11 protein-coding genes are annotated in these 17,004 nt (G+C 48.2%); all 11 read left to right on the forward strand.

Annotated elements, in window-relative coordinates:
• The first annotated feature begins 16 nt into the window (after positions 1–16).
• The 11 genes from HQN87_RS17685 to HQN87_RS17735 all read left to right on the forward strand — a co-directional run bounded on the left by HQN87_RS17685 (position 17) and on the right by HQN87_RS17735 (position 16,955).
• On the forward strand, positions 17–832 hold the full coding sequence (locus HQN87_RS17685; RefSeq protein ID WP_173136117.1) for a flagellar hook-basal body protein: 816 nt from the start codon (positions 17–19) through the stop codon (positions 830–832).
• A gap of 9 nt (positions 833–841) precedes the next feature.
• A complete protein-coding gene (locus tag HQN87_RS17690) occupies positions 842–1,072 on the forward strand; it encodes a DNA-directed RNA polymerase subunit beta (RefSeq protein WP_173136119.1) in 231 nt (76 codons plus the stop codon).
• Positions 1,073–1,360: 288 nt separating this feature from the next.
• Positions 1,361–1,783, forward strand: coding sequence for a 3-hydroxyacyl-ACP dehydratase FabZ (fabZ, locus tag HQN87_RS17695; protein ID WP_173136121.1), 423 nt, complete (start codon positions 1,361–1,363; stop codon positions 1,781–1,783).
• Positions 1,784–1,830: 47 nt separating this feature from the next.
• Positions 1,831–3,549, forward strand: a complete 1,719-nt coding sequence (locus tag HQN87_RS17700) for a phospho-sugar mutase (RefSeq protein ID WP_173136123.1) — start codon at positions 1,831–1,833, stop codon at positions 3,547–3,549.
• A 153-nt stretch (positions 3,550–3,702) separates the two neighbouring features.
• Complete coding sequence (locus HQN87_RS17705) at positions 3,703–5,742, forward strand: DUF5693 family protein (RefSeq protein WP_173136125.1); 2,040 nt, start codon at positions 3,703–3,705, stop codon at positions 5,740–5,742.
• A complete protein-coding gene (csaB, locus tag HQN87_RS17710) occupies positions 5,715–6,881 on the forward strand; it encodes a polysaccharide pyruvyl transferase CsaB (RefSeq protein ID WP_173136385.1) in 1,167 nt (388 codons plus the stop codon). The genes HQN87_RS17705 and csaB overlap by 28 nt, the downstream gene beginning before the upstream one ends.
• A 7-nt stretch (positions 6,882–6,888) precedes the next feature.
• Positions 6,889–7,647 (forward strand): WecB/TagA/CpsF family glycosyltransferase, encoded by a 759-nt coding sequence (locus tag HQN87_RS17715; RefSeq protein ID WP_367272744.1) that lies wholly within the window; start codon positions 6,889–6,891, stop codon positions 7,645–7,647.
• A 113-nt stretch (positions 7,648–7,760) separates the two neighbouring features.
• Positions 7,761–8,885, forward strand: a complete 1,125-nt coding sequence (locus tag HQN87_RS17720) for a glycosyltransferase family 4 protein (protein WP_173136127.1) — start codon at positions 7,761–7,763, stop codon at positions 8,883–8,885.
• Between the two features lie 144 nt (positions 8,886–9,029).
• Positions 9,030–13,055: an S-layer homology domain-containing protein gene (locus tag HQN87_RS17725; RefSeq protein ID WP_173136129.1), complete on the forward strand. Its 4,026-nt coding sequence runs from the start codon at positions 9,030–9,032 to the stop codon at positions 13,053–13,055.
• Between the two features lie 188 nt (positions 13,056–13,243).
• The gene (locus HQN87_RS17730) at positions 13,244–13,510 is read left to right on the forward strand and encodes a hypothetical protein (protein ID WP_343221849.1); all 267 of its coding nucleotides are present in this window, start codon (positions 13,244–13,246) and stop codon (positions 13,508–13,510) included.
• A gap of 583 nt (positions 13,511–14,093) precedes the next feature.
• On the forward strand, positions 14,094–16,955 hold the full coding sequence (locus HQN87_RS17735; protein WP_173136134.1) for an S-layer homology domain-containing protein: 2,862 nt from the start codon (positions 14,094–14,096) through the stop codon (positions 16,953–16,955).
• Positions 16,956–17,004 lie beyond the last annotated feature (49 nt).

Here is a 17,004-nt window from a genome sequence, read left to right on the forward strand (position 1 = left end):
GTGGGAGGTTAGACCTGTGAACAACTCGACAATCGGTGCCGCTGTCTCTATGTCCAGTCTGCAGCAGCGGCTCGATATTATAGCGGACAACATTGCCAATATGAACACAAACGGCTATAAGAGCAAGGAAGGCTCTTTCGAGGATGTGCTCACCCGTGTGCAGCAGCAATCCAAGGATTATGACCAGCCTGGACGCAGTATGCCGCTTGGCTTCAACATCGGCTTCGGCGTGCGTGTGCCTACAGTTACAAGCAATTGGGAGGAAGGCACCCTCCAGGAGACAGGGAAACCTACGGATCTGGCGCTTCAGGGCAATGGGTTGTTCGGCGTTCAGGTGAATGGAGCAACGGCATATACCCGTCAGGGGAATTTCCATTTCACCCCGGATACGGCCAATAAGAACAGAATGATTCTGGTAGACAATACCGGGAACCCGGTGCTGAATACCAACGGGAACCCGCTTACCGTAGGAGCTAATGTAAGTGCTGCTATTGATGAGCGCGGCCAGGTATGGACTAAGACGGATGAGAAACAGCCGCCTGTTCTGGCCGGGTCCCTCATGATTGTGGAGCCGCTCAGTAGGAGTGCCCTGCAAGCCGTGGATGGGAATTTCTATGTACTGGCTGACGGGGTGACCACGCAGCAGGCATTCAAGGGTGCTGCGGAGCCTTCGACAGTAGGCGTGCGTACAGGCTATCTGGAATCCTCTAATGTGGATCTGAGCCGGGAAATGACGGAGATGATGCAGATTCAGCGTACCTATCAGCTTGCTGCCCGGGCGTTGTCCTCCAGTGACCAGATGCTGGGCCTGGCTAATAACATGCGCGCGTGAGGTGAAGGAATGAGTCGTGAGAAGGTTAAGGAAGCAGCAGAAGAGCAACAGAAGCCGGTGAAGCGGAGAAGAATATCGGTCTGGACCGTTATCCAGTGGTTCCTGATTCCGTTGCTGCTGGTTGCCGCGCTAGGCGGCGGGATGGTCGTGGGTTATGTCATTCTCGGCAAAAAGGAACTCAGCGATGTGCTTCAATGGAGTACCTGGAAACATGTATATGACCTGGTGTTCGCACCCTGAATACAGATATCGGAGACTCCCTTGTTGTGCAGGGGAGTTTTCTTTTTTATACTGAAAAATGTATAATGATGGCGTGCCCTAAGAGCGCCAAAAAGGGCCCTCTCCGCCATGCTGCCGCGTGCGGTGGAGAAAGCCCCTTATCTCAACCTCCACTGCTGCAGGTCGTGAAGGATAATTATAGTTTTTACCGAAGCTGCCCATATTTATGCAGGGCGGTGAAGAAAAAACAAAAGTGCTGTAGGCGGAGGTTAATAGACGCGGTTATATCCGAAGGGAGCTTTGCTAATCATGCTGAATATCAATCAAATTCAAGAAATAATCCCCCATCGGCCCCCATTTCTGCTGGTGGACAGAATTACTGAAATAGAAATGGGCAAACGGGCTGTAGGCATCAAAAATGTAACGGTGAATGAACCGTTCTTCACCGGGCATTTCCCGGGCTATCCGGTCATGCCGGGTGTGCTGATTACAGAAGCACTGGCACAGGTGGGTGCAGTAGCTATTCTAGGCCTGGAAGCCAACCGGGGCAAAATCGGTTTTCTGGCCGGGCTGGACGGCTTCCGGTTCCGCGGACAGGTCGTACCCGGCGATACCCTTGTGCTTGAGGTAGAGATTACCCGGCTCAAAGGCAGCATCGGTAAGGGACAAGCCACCGCGAAGGTGGACGGCAAGATCGTAGCCTCCGGAGAGATTATGTTCGCACTCAGCTAGTTCCTGTTATAAACTTATACATTATAGATGGAGAAGGAGAGATTTGCATGACTGAATTAAGCCCGAAGGCCTCAGAGACCCTAACACGTTGGCTTCAGGACCCTTCTGTCGACGAGACCACCAAAGAAGAGCTGAAGGCTCTTACTAATGATCCTAAGGAACTGGAAGAGCGATTCTATAGAGACCTTGAGTTCGGTACAGGCGGCTTGCGCGGGGTCATCGGCGCAGGCAGCAACCGGATGAACCGGTATACAGTAGGAAGAGCGACCCAAGGCTTCGCTGATTATATTCTGGAACAACATGCGGGAGAAGGCAGACCTTCGGTGGTGATCGCCCATGATTCCCGGCGCTTCTCACCGGAATTCACGCTGGAAGCTGCGCTTGTACTGGCTGGCAACGGAATTGAGACCCATCTGTTCCCTTCCTTGCGTTCCACCCCGCAGCTCTCCTTTGCCGTGCGCCATCTGCAGGCCTCAGGCGGCATAGTCATCACTGCCAGCCACAATCCGCCCGAATATAACGGGTACAAGGTATACAACGCCCAGGGCGGGCAGCTGGTGCCTCATGAAGCAGAGCAAGTAATTGCTAATATTCTGGAAGTGGACACCTTTACCGGGGTGAATCGCATGTCCCGGGAGGCTGCTGAGAGCGCTGGCCTGCTGCACTGGCTCGGGGCGGATGCCGACGAAGCCTTCGCCGATACGGTGGCTGCGGTAAGCGTCAGCCGGGAAGAGATCGCCGCTTCGCTGGGCCGTGGCTTCTCCATTGTCTATACGCCGCTGCACGGGACAGGCAATCTGCCGGTTCGCCGTGTACTGGAGAAGATCGGGTTCACCCAGGTGCATGTAGTTCCTGAACAGGAACAGCCGGATTCCGAATTCTCTACAGTCAAATCACCGAATCCGGAAGAGCGTGAAGCCTTCACCTTGGCGATGAAGCTGGGCGAAGAATTGAATGCGGATCTGCTGATCGGCACAGACCCTGATGCTGACCGGATGGGCGCTGTCGTTCGTGATAATGAAGGCAAGTTCGTCGTGTTGTCCGGGAATCAGTCTGGCGCACTCATGATTCATTACTACCTGAGCCGTCTGCAGGAACAGGGCAAGCTCCCAAGCAACGGAGCTGTGGTCAAAACCATTGTAACCAGCGAGATGGGCGCTGCCGTAGCCAGCCATTATGGCGCTACCGTGTTCAACACCCTGACCGGATTCAAATACATCGGCGAGAAGATGAACCAGTTCGAGCAGTCCGGCGAATACACGTATCTTTTCGGATATGAAGAGAGCTACGGCTATCTGGCCGGCAACTATGCCCGTGATAAGGATGCTGTGCTTGCTGCGATGCTGATCGCCGAAGCGGGCGCGTATTACAAAGCCCAGGGCAAGACCCTGTATGATGTGCTTCAGGAGCTGTACGGACAGTTTGGCTATTTCCTGGAGAGCCTCGAATCCCGCACGCTGAAAGGCAAGGATGGAGTGGCGCAGATTCAAGGGATTATGAATGACTGGCGGACCAGCCCGCCGCATGAAATTGCCGGGGCTTCCGTGACACAGGTGCTTGACTATTCCCTTGGTCTGGATGGCCTGCCTAAAGAGAATGTGCTGAAATATCTGCTGTCTGACGGCTCCTGGTTCTGCCTGCGTCCTTCCGGCACCGAGCCGAAGATCAAAGTGTATTTTGCCGTTGTGGGTGAATCACTGGATCATGCCAAGCACAAAGTCGCTGAATTGACGAATCAGGTTATGGCACGGGTAGACGGGAAATAATACAGAATACAGAATATATAACTTACGTGCGGAAACGGAGAATGCTCCAGAGTGGGGGACATCCGTTTCCGCTTCAATTTGACCGCAAGGGAAGAAGAGCGGTATCTGTCTTGTACGGCAATCAGCTTTAAAGTGAAAGAGGAGGTACTTTTGGTGCAACAGAAATGGCAACGCTGGAATATAGCTTCACGCAAGTGGTTATGGGTCATTGTGGTAGTGGGTCTGCTCGGCGCGCTTCCGGTTGTATATGACCGTCTTCAGACCGAGAAATCTGCCAAAACGGTTGAGTTTGTCTTTGATTACCGCGATCTGGTTGAGGTGGCGAGCTACCGGGAGAAGCCGCAGGATTATATCTCCGAGCAGCTTGACCGGTTGAAGGCTGCCGGTGTTCAGAGCATGGCCATTTACGAGAATACACTGGAGGATTACCGCAAGGCGCGTCGGTTAATGATCTGGGGAGCGTCTGATATCGCCAGTCTTACCGATACTGTGATTCCGGAGAATGAGAACTATACATATGTCCTCTTTACCAGTGCGAAGAACAGTGGAGCGCTCTCTCCGGTCATCCGGGAGGCCTTCGGCAGACTGGATATCACCACGGAAGAATGGAACTACCGCGGACAGCAAGGGCTGATCATCAAGACCCCGCTTGAAAATGCAACGCTCAAGCCGCTGCAGCCGGACCCAATTACGCTGGAGATGCTGCACGCCAAAGGCTTCAGCATTGTGCCCCGGCTGGTAGACTCTCTGGCATACAATCAGGAGGCCGTAAAGCGTCTGATGGACCGTTATGCTGAGCTTGGCGTCAAGCGGATTCTTTTTGAAGGGGAGTCGGTCAAAGGCTTCTCGGATGATGCGGATATGGCCAGTATTACGGCGTTTGCCGATCTTCTGAAGGAACACGGGATGGGAATCGCAGCCATCGAGAATATTAAAGTCCAGCAAAAGGGCTTCTCGAAGCTTGCCTATCTGCTGGACTACAATGTGACGCGGCTCTATTCCCTCAGTGAGGCGGATTCCAACCTGAAGACAGAAGTGATTGCGGACCGGTTCTCGCTCGCTACGAAGGACCGCAATATCCGCATGATTTATCTCAATACCATTCCATCAAGAGATACCAAGAAGGCTGCCATTACAGATACTCTGGATAATCTGATTGAAAGCCTCAGCGGACCTGAAGGCGCGGTTGCCAAAATCGAGTCTAACGGTTTCACCATTGGACAAGCCACCGCATTTGATGTGGCGGATTCCTCTTTTCAGCGTTATTTTAAGCTGATTGCCGTGTTCGGAGCGGTTGCCATGGTTGCCCTCCTGATCTCCTACTTCATTCCTTGGCTTACCCTGCCTGCCTGGGTGCTGGGGATGATTGGAAGCGCAGGGCTGATGCTGCTGAAGCCGGCGTTATTTGAACAGGCGCTTGCGCTTGCGGTCGCCATTAGTGCGCCTACAGTGGCTATGATTCTCGCTATCCGCAAGATTAATGAGATGGGGCCTCCATTGCGCGCCAATGCATTAACCTTTGCCGTAATGAGTCCGCGCCGCCGGTTGACGCATAGTCTGGTGCTGTATGTGAAGACAGCGCTGATCTCCCTTAGTGCAGTTCCATTTGTTATTGCACTGCTGAATAATATCACCTATGCTCTGGTGCTTGATCAGTTCCGCGGTGTAAGCCTGCTTCATTTAGCGCCGATCGGACTTATTGCGCTGTATGTGCTTTTATACCGTGGAGAGTTTGCATTCAACAAGACAGGCAAGCTGCTGCGGACACCGATTACGCTGTTTATGGTGATTGCCGCCGGTATTCTGGGCATCGTGGGAATGTATTATTTGAGCCGGACCGGCAATAGCGGAAGTGTAAGCGCACCGGAGAAGCTCCTGCGGACCTTCCTGGAGAATACAGTCGGTGTAAGACCGCGCAACAAGGAATTCCTGCTGGCACATCCGCTCTTTATCCTTGGCGCGTTCGTGGCCTATAAATACCGGAGTGGAGCCTTCCTGTTGATTATTGCAGTGATTGGCCAGTTGTCTATGGTGGATACCTTTGCGCATATTCATTCACCGATTCTGATCTCGCTGGTCCGCGGGCTGCTGGGTCTTGGACTTGGTCTGATCATTGGTATTATCGCTATTGGAGTATGGCAGATTGCGGAAGGGTGCTGGAAACGATGGTCGCCGCTGCTCAAAAAATTATAATCTCCGGCTTTTACGGCTTCCACAATAGTGGAGACGAGGCCGTCCTGCAGTCAATTCTTAACGCTCTGCGCAAGCAGTCTCAAGCCGCCGGACTGTCTCTGGAGCCGGTCGTGTTATCCATAGATCCGGAGTGGACCACCGCTACTTATGGCGTTGAATCGGTGCACCGCATGAAGCTGGGCGAAGTACGGAAGGCCATATCAGAGAGTGCCGGACTGATCAGCGGCGGAGGCAGCCTGCTTCAGGATGTAACAAGCAGCAAGACCATTCCGTACTACCTGGGAATCATTAAGCTGGCTCAGTGGATGGGCAAGCCGGTCTTCATATATGCCCAGGGGATCGGGCCGGTGAACCGTAAGCTGTTTCATCCGCTGATCAAATCGGTGTTCCGCAAATGTGCTTATGTATCCGTGCGGGATGAGCAGTCCCGCCTGCTGCTTCAGTCCATAGGACTCGATAAGGACAAGATAGACGTTGTTCCTGACCCGGTTATGGGTCTGGCTTTGCCGGAGGATCTGCATAGAGAGTCTGCAGGAGCGGGGTCCGGCATTGGAGATACGCCCCCGTCCGTTCTGAAGGATGCTCTATCTACCGTAGGTGTGTCTGTACGGTTCTGGGAGCAGTCCCGGCAAGAGCTGGATGCCTTGGCAGAGGGTCTGGTGAAGGCTTCCGCGGAGCTTCCGCTCCATGTACGTTTTCTGCCCTTCCATCACACTGCAGATAATGAAGCTTCCCGTTATGTGATGCAGAAGATGGGACAAGGCATAGAGAAGAACGGCGGAACCGTGAGTATCTGCGAAGATGCGCTGCATCCGCTGCAGATGCTGCGGGAGGTAGGGCAGTGCCAGGCGCTGATTGGTATGCGGCTGCACAGTCTTATCTATGCTGCGGGAAGGCGTACCCCGCTGATGGGCGTCTCTTATGATCCGAAGATTGATCATTTTCTTGAACGGATTGCCTGCCGGCCGGTCGGTACTACAGCTGCACTGGATGCAGATAAGGTGGCTGCCGGGCTCCTGGAGCTGCTGGAGTCAGGGGAGAGCTGGAAGCAGGAGCGTGAACCGCTGATTGCTTCGCTGGTTGAAGCGGCCGAGGCTCCGGCCCGGCAAATTGTCCAATATTTCGGCCATAAAGGATGAGTGACAAGTGAAAGCAGATAGCGCATTACCTACAGTGCCTATTTTTGGCATACGAGTATCCAAGGCAGATATGAAGACGACCGTTTCGTATTTGACGGATGCGGTTCACCGGCGTGAGCCTCATCAGGTGATTACTGCCAACCCCATTATGGTCATGGCAGCGCTGGAGAATCCGTCTTATATGGAAATCATGAAATCAGCAGAGCTTGTGGTTCCTGACGGGACTGGAGTCGTATGGGCGGCGAATTATTGTCATGAGCCGGTAGCTGAGCGTGTAGCGGGTTTTGATCTTTTACATGAATTATTGCACCAAGGCGAAAGCTATAGCTGGAGAGTATATTTGCTCGGGTCCACCCCGGAGGTGATTCGCGAGACGGCTTCCCGGTTACAAACAAGATATCCCGGTATTGTTATCGCAGGATACCATGACGGGTACTTTGGGCCGGATGAGGACGAACAGATCGTAAGCGGAATCCTCGAGGCGAGTCCTGATTTGCTCTTTGTTGCCAGAGGCGCAGACAGTCAGGAGCCATGGATCGCCAAATACAAGTCCCGGCTGCAGATTCCGGTGATGATGGGAGTCGGCGGCAGCTTTGATGTGATCTCCGGCAAGAGCCGCCGTGCCCCGGTTGCGTTCCAGAAGTTGAGGGCCGAATGGTTATATAGGCTGCTCAAGGAACCCACGCGGTACAAAAGAATGCTTGCGCTGCCGAAATTCGCAGTAAAAGTGGTGCGAGAGAAAGATAAAGTGACAAAAGCCCAGTAAAATGGGGATATTTACTGAGAAAATCCGTGTAACCGCCTAAAAACAGTATTGGAATTTGTTTTTGGTTCAGCGTATAATTCAATGCGGTAGAGAAATGGGGGTCGACTGAACAAATGTTAATCATATACATCGCTGGATTCATTGTGTGCATGGGGCTTGCACTGCTTTTGACGCCGCTCGTGAAGAAATTCGCTATTAAGATCGGTGCGACAGATGTGCCTAATGCCCGGAAAGTGCATACGAAGATCATGCCCCGCCTTGGCGGACTCGGCATATTTCTGGCGTTTGTGTTAGGCCTGCTTGCCGTATTACCGATTATTCCTTATGACTTCACTCCCCGGGAGGCTAACTTCATTAAGGCGCTGCTCTGCGGCGGCGGAATGATTGTGCTGATTGGCGGTCTTGATGACCGGTTCGAGCTGTCAGCCAAAGTGAAGCTGCTGGGCCAAATTGCCGCTGCCTGTATCGTAGTATTCGGGTTTGGCATCACGGTGGACTTCGTAAATATTCCTTTTCATAATAGCTATTCCTCACTGGAGAGCTGGATTGCTATCCCTCTGACGATCTTCTGGATTGTCGGCGTCACGAACGCCGTGAACCTGATCGACGGACTGGACGGGCTGGCAGCGGGCGTATCCGGTATCGCAATTGCCACCATTGCCGTAATGGCCTTTCTGATGGGCAATACCATGGTTGCACTGCTCTGCCTGCTGCTTCTGGGCAGTATCCTGGGCTTCCTGTTCTTCAACTTCCATCCCGCCAAAATCTTCATGGGTGATACGGGATCGCTGTTCCTGGGCTTCTGCCTGGCGCTGCTCGCACTACTCGGATTCAAACAGATTGCGGTGGTATCGTTCATCACACCTCTCCTGATTATAGGAGTTCCGTTATCGGATACGTTCTTTGCCATCGTACGGCGCAAGCTGCAGAAGAAGCCAATCTTCGCTCCGGACAAAGGTCATCTCCATCACTGTCTGCGTGAACTGGGCTTCAGCCACCGCCAGACCGTCCTCATCATCTATGGGATTGCCGCCTTTTTCGGAATCCTGGCTGTCATTCAGACCTCTGCTTCACTGTACGAGGCCAACTGGGTCACCTTCGTCGTCATCTGCGTCATGCTCTTCTTCCTGCAGATTGGTGCCGAGATCACAGGCGTGATCAGCAAGACCAAACGGCCTATTATTGATTTGTTTTTGAGAATGCGGATGAAGGTGGATCAGGAACGGGGCACTAAGTGATACATTCACTTGGTGTTAGATTGTATCCAATTTAATTAGATTGAGTTGAAGCGTATCCTGTCACAGGATACGCTTTTTTAGTGCGTTCACACGAAACGGAATCTCAACGGAGCTATCCAATTGTGTCAACTGTAGCAGATCTGGATGACGTTTACAGAAAAATTGGACATAGTCCTTCAATTTATGGACGGCTGGACCGATAAAATAATTATCATCAACAAAAAGGGAGAGGTTAATGACATGCAGCGCATGAGAAAAACATTTATCTGGACACTTCTGTTCGCTTTATTGGTATCCTTAGTCCCGCCAGGACTTATGAATATTGCGGCGGCTGCAGATAAGCCTACCAGTTACTTCACACCGGATAATCAAAAACTTCGGAATACGGTTGATCTGACTTTATTGCCGCCATCTTCACCGACGTTACCTCCGCAAATTGCAAGAGATAATGTATTGCAGGTGACAGATGCGAGCTTGACCGTTACAGGAACCTTTACCAAGGTGACTAGTTCTACACTTGGAGCCAATGTTCAACTGTTGAACTGGGATCAGACAAATAAAAAGTGGATCGAAGACCCTACACGTGTAACTCCAGGTGTTGTCCAATTAGATGTTGACAGTCCTGATAACCGATTCAGTGCCAATCTGACCTTGTATCCGGGTATGAACCGGATTACACTGACTGGATCACAAGGCAGCAATGAACGATCAGAAGCATTTTATGTTCTGTTTGATAAGGTGCCGTATGTAGAGAAGCTTCAGGTTCTGGGTGGATCTGAGAAGCTGAATCTAAATGAAGGCGCACAGTTAGTTGTAGCCAATAAAGAGATCACACTGGAAGGTAAGGCGCAGAATGCTACCAAGGTTACCGTTGCTCTTAATGACGGTACTGCGTCAAGTACATCCTTGCTTCAGGATGGAACCTTCTTTTCCCAGCGAATGGAGCTTAAGCCCGGGGTGAATACCCTTAAGCTGGTTGTGCAGAATGGTTCTGACACGCTGAGCTTTCAATATTCAATTTTCTACTATGATGAGAAGAACCCTATAGTCGCCATGTATTTAGGAGATAAGCTAAAACAGGGGCAGGACCTTTTGTACGGGGACCAGCCAGTGATGACAGAAGACAGCGATACCGCCGACCTGTTTGTTCAGATGATGGTTCCAGACAATGCCGGAGTACCCTTCCAGGGCTCAGCAGTTGTGAAGCTGGATAGCATAGTACCCGCTATTGAATTTGGTGAAGGATTAACACTTGGAAGTAGTGGTGCTGTAGAATTAAAAAAAGGAACTGAAATTATGGTGCCCTCTCCAGTAAAGGATGCGCCCGCTTATAGGCTGGTAACTTTTAAAATTCCTTTGACGTTAACAAAAGATAACGCAACACCCGCTAACCGTTTAGAAAAGCAGACGCACAATCTTTCGGTTGCCTATGGAACCAAGACCGTTAACCGGTCCATTGAATTTCAGTATATGAAGAATAATATTGTAATCACGGATATGAAGTATTTAGCGGGATATAACGGAACCGGGACGGTGCCTGCCGGAGTAGCGCTGAATGGGGCCAAGGTAGATTCGGGAGAATTTTATATTTTGGTCAAAACCAATGCTGCTGTTTCTACTGTACTGACTACACCAGTTAAGTTGTTGGCAAACTATTTGCCTTTGTCCACCAGAGGGTTAGATCCACAGTGGATCAAGTCTGTATCCTCTACAGAACACATCTTTAAAATTACGGATTTCCAGAACGGAAATCAGACTGTCCGCTTCAAGATTGATGGATCGTCCTCCAACAAGGATGTGAATATTTCATTTGCCTCTAAGAGCTATATTTATGTATCGAACCTTACAGATGGACAGACTTATGTAATAAACTCCAAAGAAAGTACATCGTTGAACGTCAAGGGACAATATGTTGATTTTAATTTGGCCAGTAAATACTTTTTGGCTGAAATGTATGTGAACGGAACAAAGGTCATGCCTATCGGCTCAGAGAAATTTCCGAACGCCAGTGACGGCACTTTTACAGTGGATTTAAAAATTGATGCAAGTGCAGGACCCATTGTATTTGGGGAGAACAAAATTGTTCTGACAGGTACAGGGGTAGATGAAAAGGGACAGGTTCGTGAGGTTCGCAAGGAACTGCGCGTCTATATTCTCGATGAGAATGTATCGACAATCAGCAAGTTCCAGCCAGCCTTAGGTACAGGGAGATCGGCATTCCCGGACACTAATTTTGGGCCAACAGATGTCCTGTTGACGAAGCTGTTCAATCTGACACCTGACTTCATTTATAATGAAACGAAATATACGACCAGTCTGAAGACCTATGATTTGGTGCTAAGAGGCAGCGGGGCAGTCAAGCTTAATCTGAATCTGGGGACCAAAAATATATTGTCGCTTGATATTCCCGCTAACGCGAGTTCCGCGAACACAGTAAGCCCGGTCTTTGCGGATCAACGTTATACCACCAGCTTTGCCGGCAGTCAAAAAGACTTCGTTATGCGAATTCAGGATCTTACCAATGATACACCGGGAACTTATATATATACGCTTGAATTGATCAATAGCACCGGTGCCAAGACTAGCCAGAAGCTGGAACTGGTCCGGGAAGTAAGTGCCTACCGTATTCTATCGCCACAGCCTTCTGTAGGTACCCAATATGTTGTGAATAAGAATTTTGTTCATTTCGATATTGAGGCTGAGGGAGCTACCAGCGTAATTATTGATAAAGAACAGGCAGTCAAAAGAACGGATCTGGGCCCTGGCAGATTCGTATTGGATTATGTAGGGTTGAAACCGGATAAGGCCAATAGTATTAAAATTCAGATCGTTAGAGGAAGCAGTACAAGTACAGATACCATCTCCATATTCTATACAGGCACTGTAGCGGTTGATTCGCAGTATATGGCACCGAAGGTAGCAGACAAATACAGTGTATTTAATAAGAAGCTAGAACTGAACTTTCCTAAAGGAACAGTAATGCAAAGTACAGATACGCGCAATCTGAAGAAGTTCTATCCAAATACCAAGCTTCGCTTCGGTATTGCAGAGCCGACAACGGGTGTGGTGGAGCGCCGTAATGATTATGGCAATGTCATCGGCTTCCCAATAACGTTTGAGGAGAGCGGCATCCCTAACTGGATCATTCCTGACGAATTTTCTCTTCGTTTCAGTTCTCCGTATGAGAGCAGCAACTTTGTGAGAATTTCGGATGTGTATTGGATTAGCGGAGGCCTTGGTGAACTGGGCACAGCAGCATCTGCAGGTTATATTCCTGCAACGAATGGTCTAGCCCCTTATTCTGTTGATGGTCTGTTCGGTGACCCGCAGACCCCAGCAGAACGCAAAATCACTCCGTCCAAACGGGGAACGTTAACTCTGTCCTTTGACTCCAATGTAGTTGACGATGCAGGGACAGTAGTAACTGTATTCCAATATAATTCCAACCGGGAATGGGTTAATATTGGCGGGACCGTTGATACCAAGAAACATACGATTAGTGTTCCATTTGATGAATTTGGTTATTACAAGGTTATGAAGATGAGCCGTGGCTATAACGATATTACGAACCACCAATGGGCTAGAAATATTCTAAATGCTCTGTATTCCAAGGGAATCATGAACAATCTTCGTTTTGAACAATTTGGAACAGATGATCAAACAACAAGAGGAGAGTTTGCAACCCTGCTTGTAAAGGGTCTGAATCTGCCGCTTAACTACGATGATAATAAGACTTATTCAGATCTGGTTCCGGGAGCCGGCTCAGTTACATGGGACTACGCACATATTGAGACGGCATCAAGAGCAGGAATTGTGACGGGACTTACCGACGGAGTGTTTGGGCCGGATCAACCAATTACGCGTGAACAAGCCGCTGTGATGATCGCCAGAGCGCTGAAGCTGAAGCTGCCTGTTAACGATCAGAAATTAAAGGATGCAGTAGCTAAGTCATTCCTGGATTCCGGCAAGATAGAATCTTACGCATTGGCCGCTGTTCAGGCTGTATCCAAGGCTAAGATTATGAATGGGGCTGAAGTGACCACACCAGGCCAAAAGAAAGCCTCGTACAACTTCAACCCCAAATCTAATATGACGAGAGCTGAGGCTGGTAAAATTGCTGTGGAGCTTTTGAAGAAGAGCACTAGTATTTTCCCTAAAAGTCTGAGCTAGGAAATGGAAAATCTCAAAGAGGTTAAATTACCATTCGGACATCTTTGTAATCTGCTCCCATTTGCGTTACAATGTCAAAGAGACCATTTTTACGTGAAAGGTGAAAGCCATCGATGAAACCGATTTTATCAAAAGCACAATTGGATTACACGAAAGCAAAGAATATGTTTGAGAATAGAGCAAAGGTTATGGAAAAGGAAATTGCAGCTAAGCGGGCGGTGCAGGAGATCACTCAGGAAGTGATGGAAGAGCTTGTACAAGCGACAGGCTTCCATGATGCTTATAATGAGCTGGTTATTGCTGAGAATGCACTGATCGAATGGTCCCATAGCACAATCAAACATGAGAAGAGCTACCGCGAGAACCGCGCAGCGATTGACGCCATGTATGAGAATGTAAATGCAAGTCCTGAGAAGCGCCAGGAGTTAATACTGCTATCCATGAAGATCCGATAGTCCTGGACATAAAGATTATAAGAAGGCTGCTGAGGTTATCAGCAGCCTTCTTATTTTATATTGTTGTGATGAACGTGTTAATTTCATTGCAATGTGGGTAATTACTTATTGGTTCAATTACAGAATGTGAGTGAAGTACAGTAATTATGAAATATTTGTTTATGATCTTAGCAAATATTGTTTAATGACGACTGGAATGTCTCGTGCTATACTGGTTCCCGTAGCCACCCAACATTAACAATAGTTAGTAGAACATACATATTGTATCTTCTAGTGTACCGGGGCCGGGATACTGCAGGGCAAAAAAAGTTTTTTCCGCCAAAGCGCAACTTTTTCAAAACTATTGCGTTTAAGGTGTAGAGTCACTTGAACAAGGCAACAGCGGATTCGCTCTTATGGCAGTACGCTTCGCTAAATGGAAAAATTAGCTTTACGTGACTAGAGGCACATTGTATAATACTTAGGTAGAATTAGGAATCTAGTATTACTATGCCTTGAAGCTGTTTACAAGTTTCTGTGATACCCGTCACAGACATTATTTATACTTAATCTGCTCAACTCGGGAAAGGGGGTGCTCGACGAAATGAGTGATATGAGCTACACAACTAAAGAAAAATCCCAGTTTATGAAGGTCCAAGGAGGAGAAAAAAAGGTTATGAAGAAAATTTTATCCGTAGCATTATCTACAGCAATGGCATTCTCGATGTTTGCCTCTGTAGCATTTGGTGAAACAGCAAAAGCAACTCCACAACAAGCATTTGATGCTTTGGCAGCAAAAGGTATTCTCAATGGGTACCCAGATGGTAAAGCTCACCTTGAAAAAGATCTGACTCGCGCAGAATTCGCTAAGATCGTTACTAAATTGTTCGGTCTTACTGAAGTAACTGGCAAGTTGTCTTACAAAGATAAAGGTTACACAGCTACTAACTGGGCTGTTCCTTACATCGAAGCTGTTACTGCAGCTAACCTGATGCAAGGTCAAGATACTGTTAAAGGTATCTTTAACTACAATGGTAAAGTAACAGTTGAAGAAGTTGCGGCAGTATTGTTCCGCGCTCTGAAGCTGGAACAACCAACTACAACTGATAACAATGCATCTGTATGGGCTAAGGGCTATGCACAAGCAGTTATCAACAAGGGCCTGATCGCTCAAACCGTCAACTTCAAAGGCAATGCTACTCGCTCTTTGGTAGTTGAAACAGCTTATGCTGTTGACCAAATCGGTAAAGTTCCTACATTGACTGTAGCTTCTGCTGAAGCAGTAAGCCCAACCAAAGTAGTTGTAACTTTCTCTGACAAAACAACTGCAAACGTTGAATTGACAACTGCTCTGGTAGCAGGCGTTGAAACAACAATCAACTTCAAGCACCTTGAAAAGGACTACACTGCAAAAGTAACTCTGCAGGCTCCTAAGGTTGTTTCCGTAACAGCTCCAAACTCGAAGCAAGTGGTTGTGAAGTTCAATCGCCAGGTTGCTACTGATTCAATCTCTTCTGACGGCAAATTGATTGACGATGTTGTAAAGGTTGTTAAAGTATCCACAACTGCTAATGTGGTTGACAATGCTGAAGTTGTATTTAACACAGATGGTACTGAAGCTACTCTGACAGTTCCAGGCGAAGTTAATTACCTTAAGGGTCAATACACAGTAGTTGTAAGTAAAGATGTTAGAACTACAGGGAATGAAGAAATTCCTGCATTCACAGACCTGATCAATGTTGCTGACGTTGTTGCTCCAACTGTAACTTCTGTCACAGCTGTTGCTAAGTCTACAACTAACAAGGTTTATGTGAAAATGAGTGAACCTGCTAAGCTTTCTGGTCTGATTGCTTATGTTAATGGTGCTGCCGCAAGCGTGACTCGCGACACTTATGATTCTTTCGTTCTGACTACTGGTACTTTGACTAGTGGCCAAACATACGATGTGTCCCTGACAAACGTTTCTGACTTTGCTGGAAATGTTGCTACTCCAAATCCAGTTAAGACATCTGTAACTGTTTCTTCTGATGTTAATGCTCCTGTAATTAAGAGCGTAACTCCAGTAGGCGATCGTTATGTTGAAGTAGTATTTGACAAGAAAGTTAGCCGCGATTCTCTCGTAGGTAACGTTCGTTTGTTGGATGCTAATGGCGAAAGCAAAGGAGTATTCTCCATTGAAAATACTTCTGACAGTGCAACAGTTACATTGAGATCACCACTGGGCTCATTGTCCACTAGCACATTCACCGGTTCTATCTTGTTCGGATCGGGTGTTAAGGATACCCTTGGTAATACTCTGGGTACTTCCGTATCCCAAGCTATCACTTTCACTAAGGATACAGTTGCTCCAACAGTAAGTAGTGTAACTTACTCGAACAGAGGTCTTGTTATCAAGTTCTCCGAGAAGGTACTGTCCCCTGCTGCTGGTAAAACTTTGACCTTGATCAATGATTCTACTGGTGCTGTTACTACAACTATCGCTTCCGGTAGCGGTGTGCTTTCCAGTGACAAGAAGACTTTGACTTATCAAGTGTCGAAAGAATTCACTGGTGCACATACAATTCGTATTCCTGAAGGTCTGGTAACAGATGATTCCTTCACTAAGAATGCACTGGCTGCGACTGTACAGTCCTTGACAGGAGCTTCAGCTTCTACGGATGAAAAGGCTCCAGAAGTTTACAACATCACGCATAAAGATAGCACTCTTGCTGATACTACAGTAACAGTATACGTATATGCTAAAGATGCTGGCGGTCTGAATGTTTCAACTCTGAAAGATGTAAACAGCTACACACTTGACAGCAAAGCGCTGCCAACTGGTGCGTTTGTAACTATTCAGACTCTGTCTGGTTCCAATACTGCTCCTACTGATGCTGTTGCAGTAGTTGAGTTCCCAGGATCCGGAATTAGTGAGACTAAAGAATACAACTTTGTTGCAAGTGGAATTGCTGACACAGCTGGCAATGGTGTATTGGCCTTCACTAAACCAGTTAGTCTGACTGACCGAGTTAAACCGACATTCAAATCAGCTGCAGTTGCTGCTAACGATGGTAAATCCCTGATTCTTGAATTCTCTGAAAAAATCAAGAACTTGGTTTCCGACTCTGCTGATGCTGGAACTTTGAGTGCTTCTAACTTCGAGTTCAAGATTAACAATGTACTTGTTAGTGACTCTGAAGTAAGCATTGGTAACCGTAATACATCTGGTACAGATGTAAACAAATTCTATGTAACCTTCAATGTTAAAGCAGGCAAATACCAAGGTGCAGATGTTCTCTTCTTCGGAGAAAGCATTAACTCTAACGGTAGCAACATTGTTGCTTATGTGAAAGATGCTACTGCAGGTAAACTTGACCTGAGCGCTAACTATATTAACGAAATTACTGTTAAGGTTAAAGACAGTTCTAAGATCGTTGATATCACTGGTAACCCAATCGTTACTGGTGCTGAACTGAACGGTAAATAAATTCAGCTTCCTTAACGAAGCAAAGAATAGCCTCTTCGGAGGCTATTCT

It is taken from the genome of Paenibacillus tritici (assembly GCF_013204885.1).
GTDB lineage: Bacteria > Bacillota > Bacilli > Paenibacillales > Paenibacillaceae > Paenibacillus_AQ > Paenibacillus_AQ tritici.

Bases quoted from the DNA above. Each gene is read 5' to 3' on its own strand.
- HQN87_RS17730 (WP_343221849.1), top strand. From the start codon at position 13,244: ATGGAAAAGGAAATTGCAGCTAAGCGGGCGGTGCAGGAGATCACTCAG.
- HQN87_RS17690 (WP_173136119.1), top strand. From the start codon at position 842: ATGAGTCGTGAGAAGGTTAAGGAAGCAGCAGAAGAGCAACAGAAGCCG.
- HQN87_RS17735 (WP_173136134.1), top strand. From the start codon at position 14,094: ATGAGTGATATGAGCTACACAACTAAAGAAAAATCCCAGTTTATGAAG.
- HQN87_RS17720 (WP_173136127.1), top strand. From the start codon at position 7,761: ATGTTAATCATATACATCGCTGGATTCATTGTGTGCATGGGGCTTGCA.
- csaB (WP_173136385.1), top strand. From the start codon at position 5,715: ATGGTCGCCGCTGCTCAAAAAATTATAATCTCCGGCTTTTACGGCTTC.
- HQN87_RS17725 (WP_173136129.1), top strand. From the start codon at position 9,030: ATGACGTTTACAGAAAAATTGGACATAGTCCTTCAATTTATGGACGGC.
- HQN87_RS17700 (WP_173136123.1), top strand. From the start codon at position 1,831: ATGACTGAATTAAGCCCGAAGGCCTCAGAGACCCTAACACGTTGGCTT.
- fabZ (WP_173136121.1), top strand. From the start codon at position 1,361: ATGCTGAATATCAATCAAATTCAAGAAATAATCCCCCATCGGCCCCCA.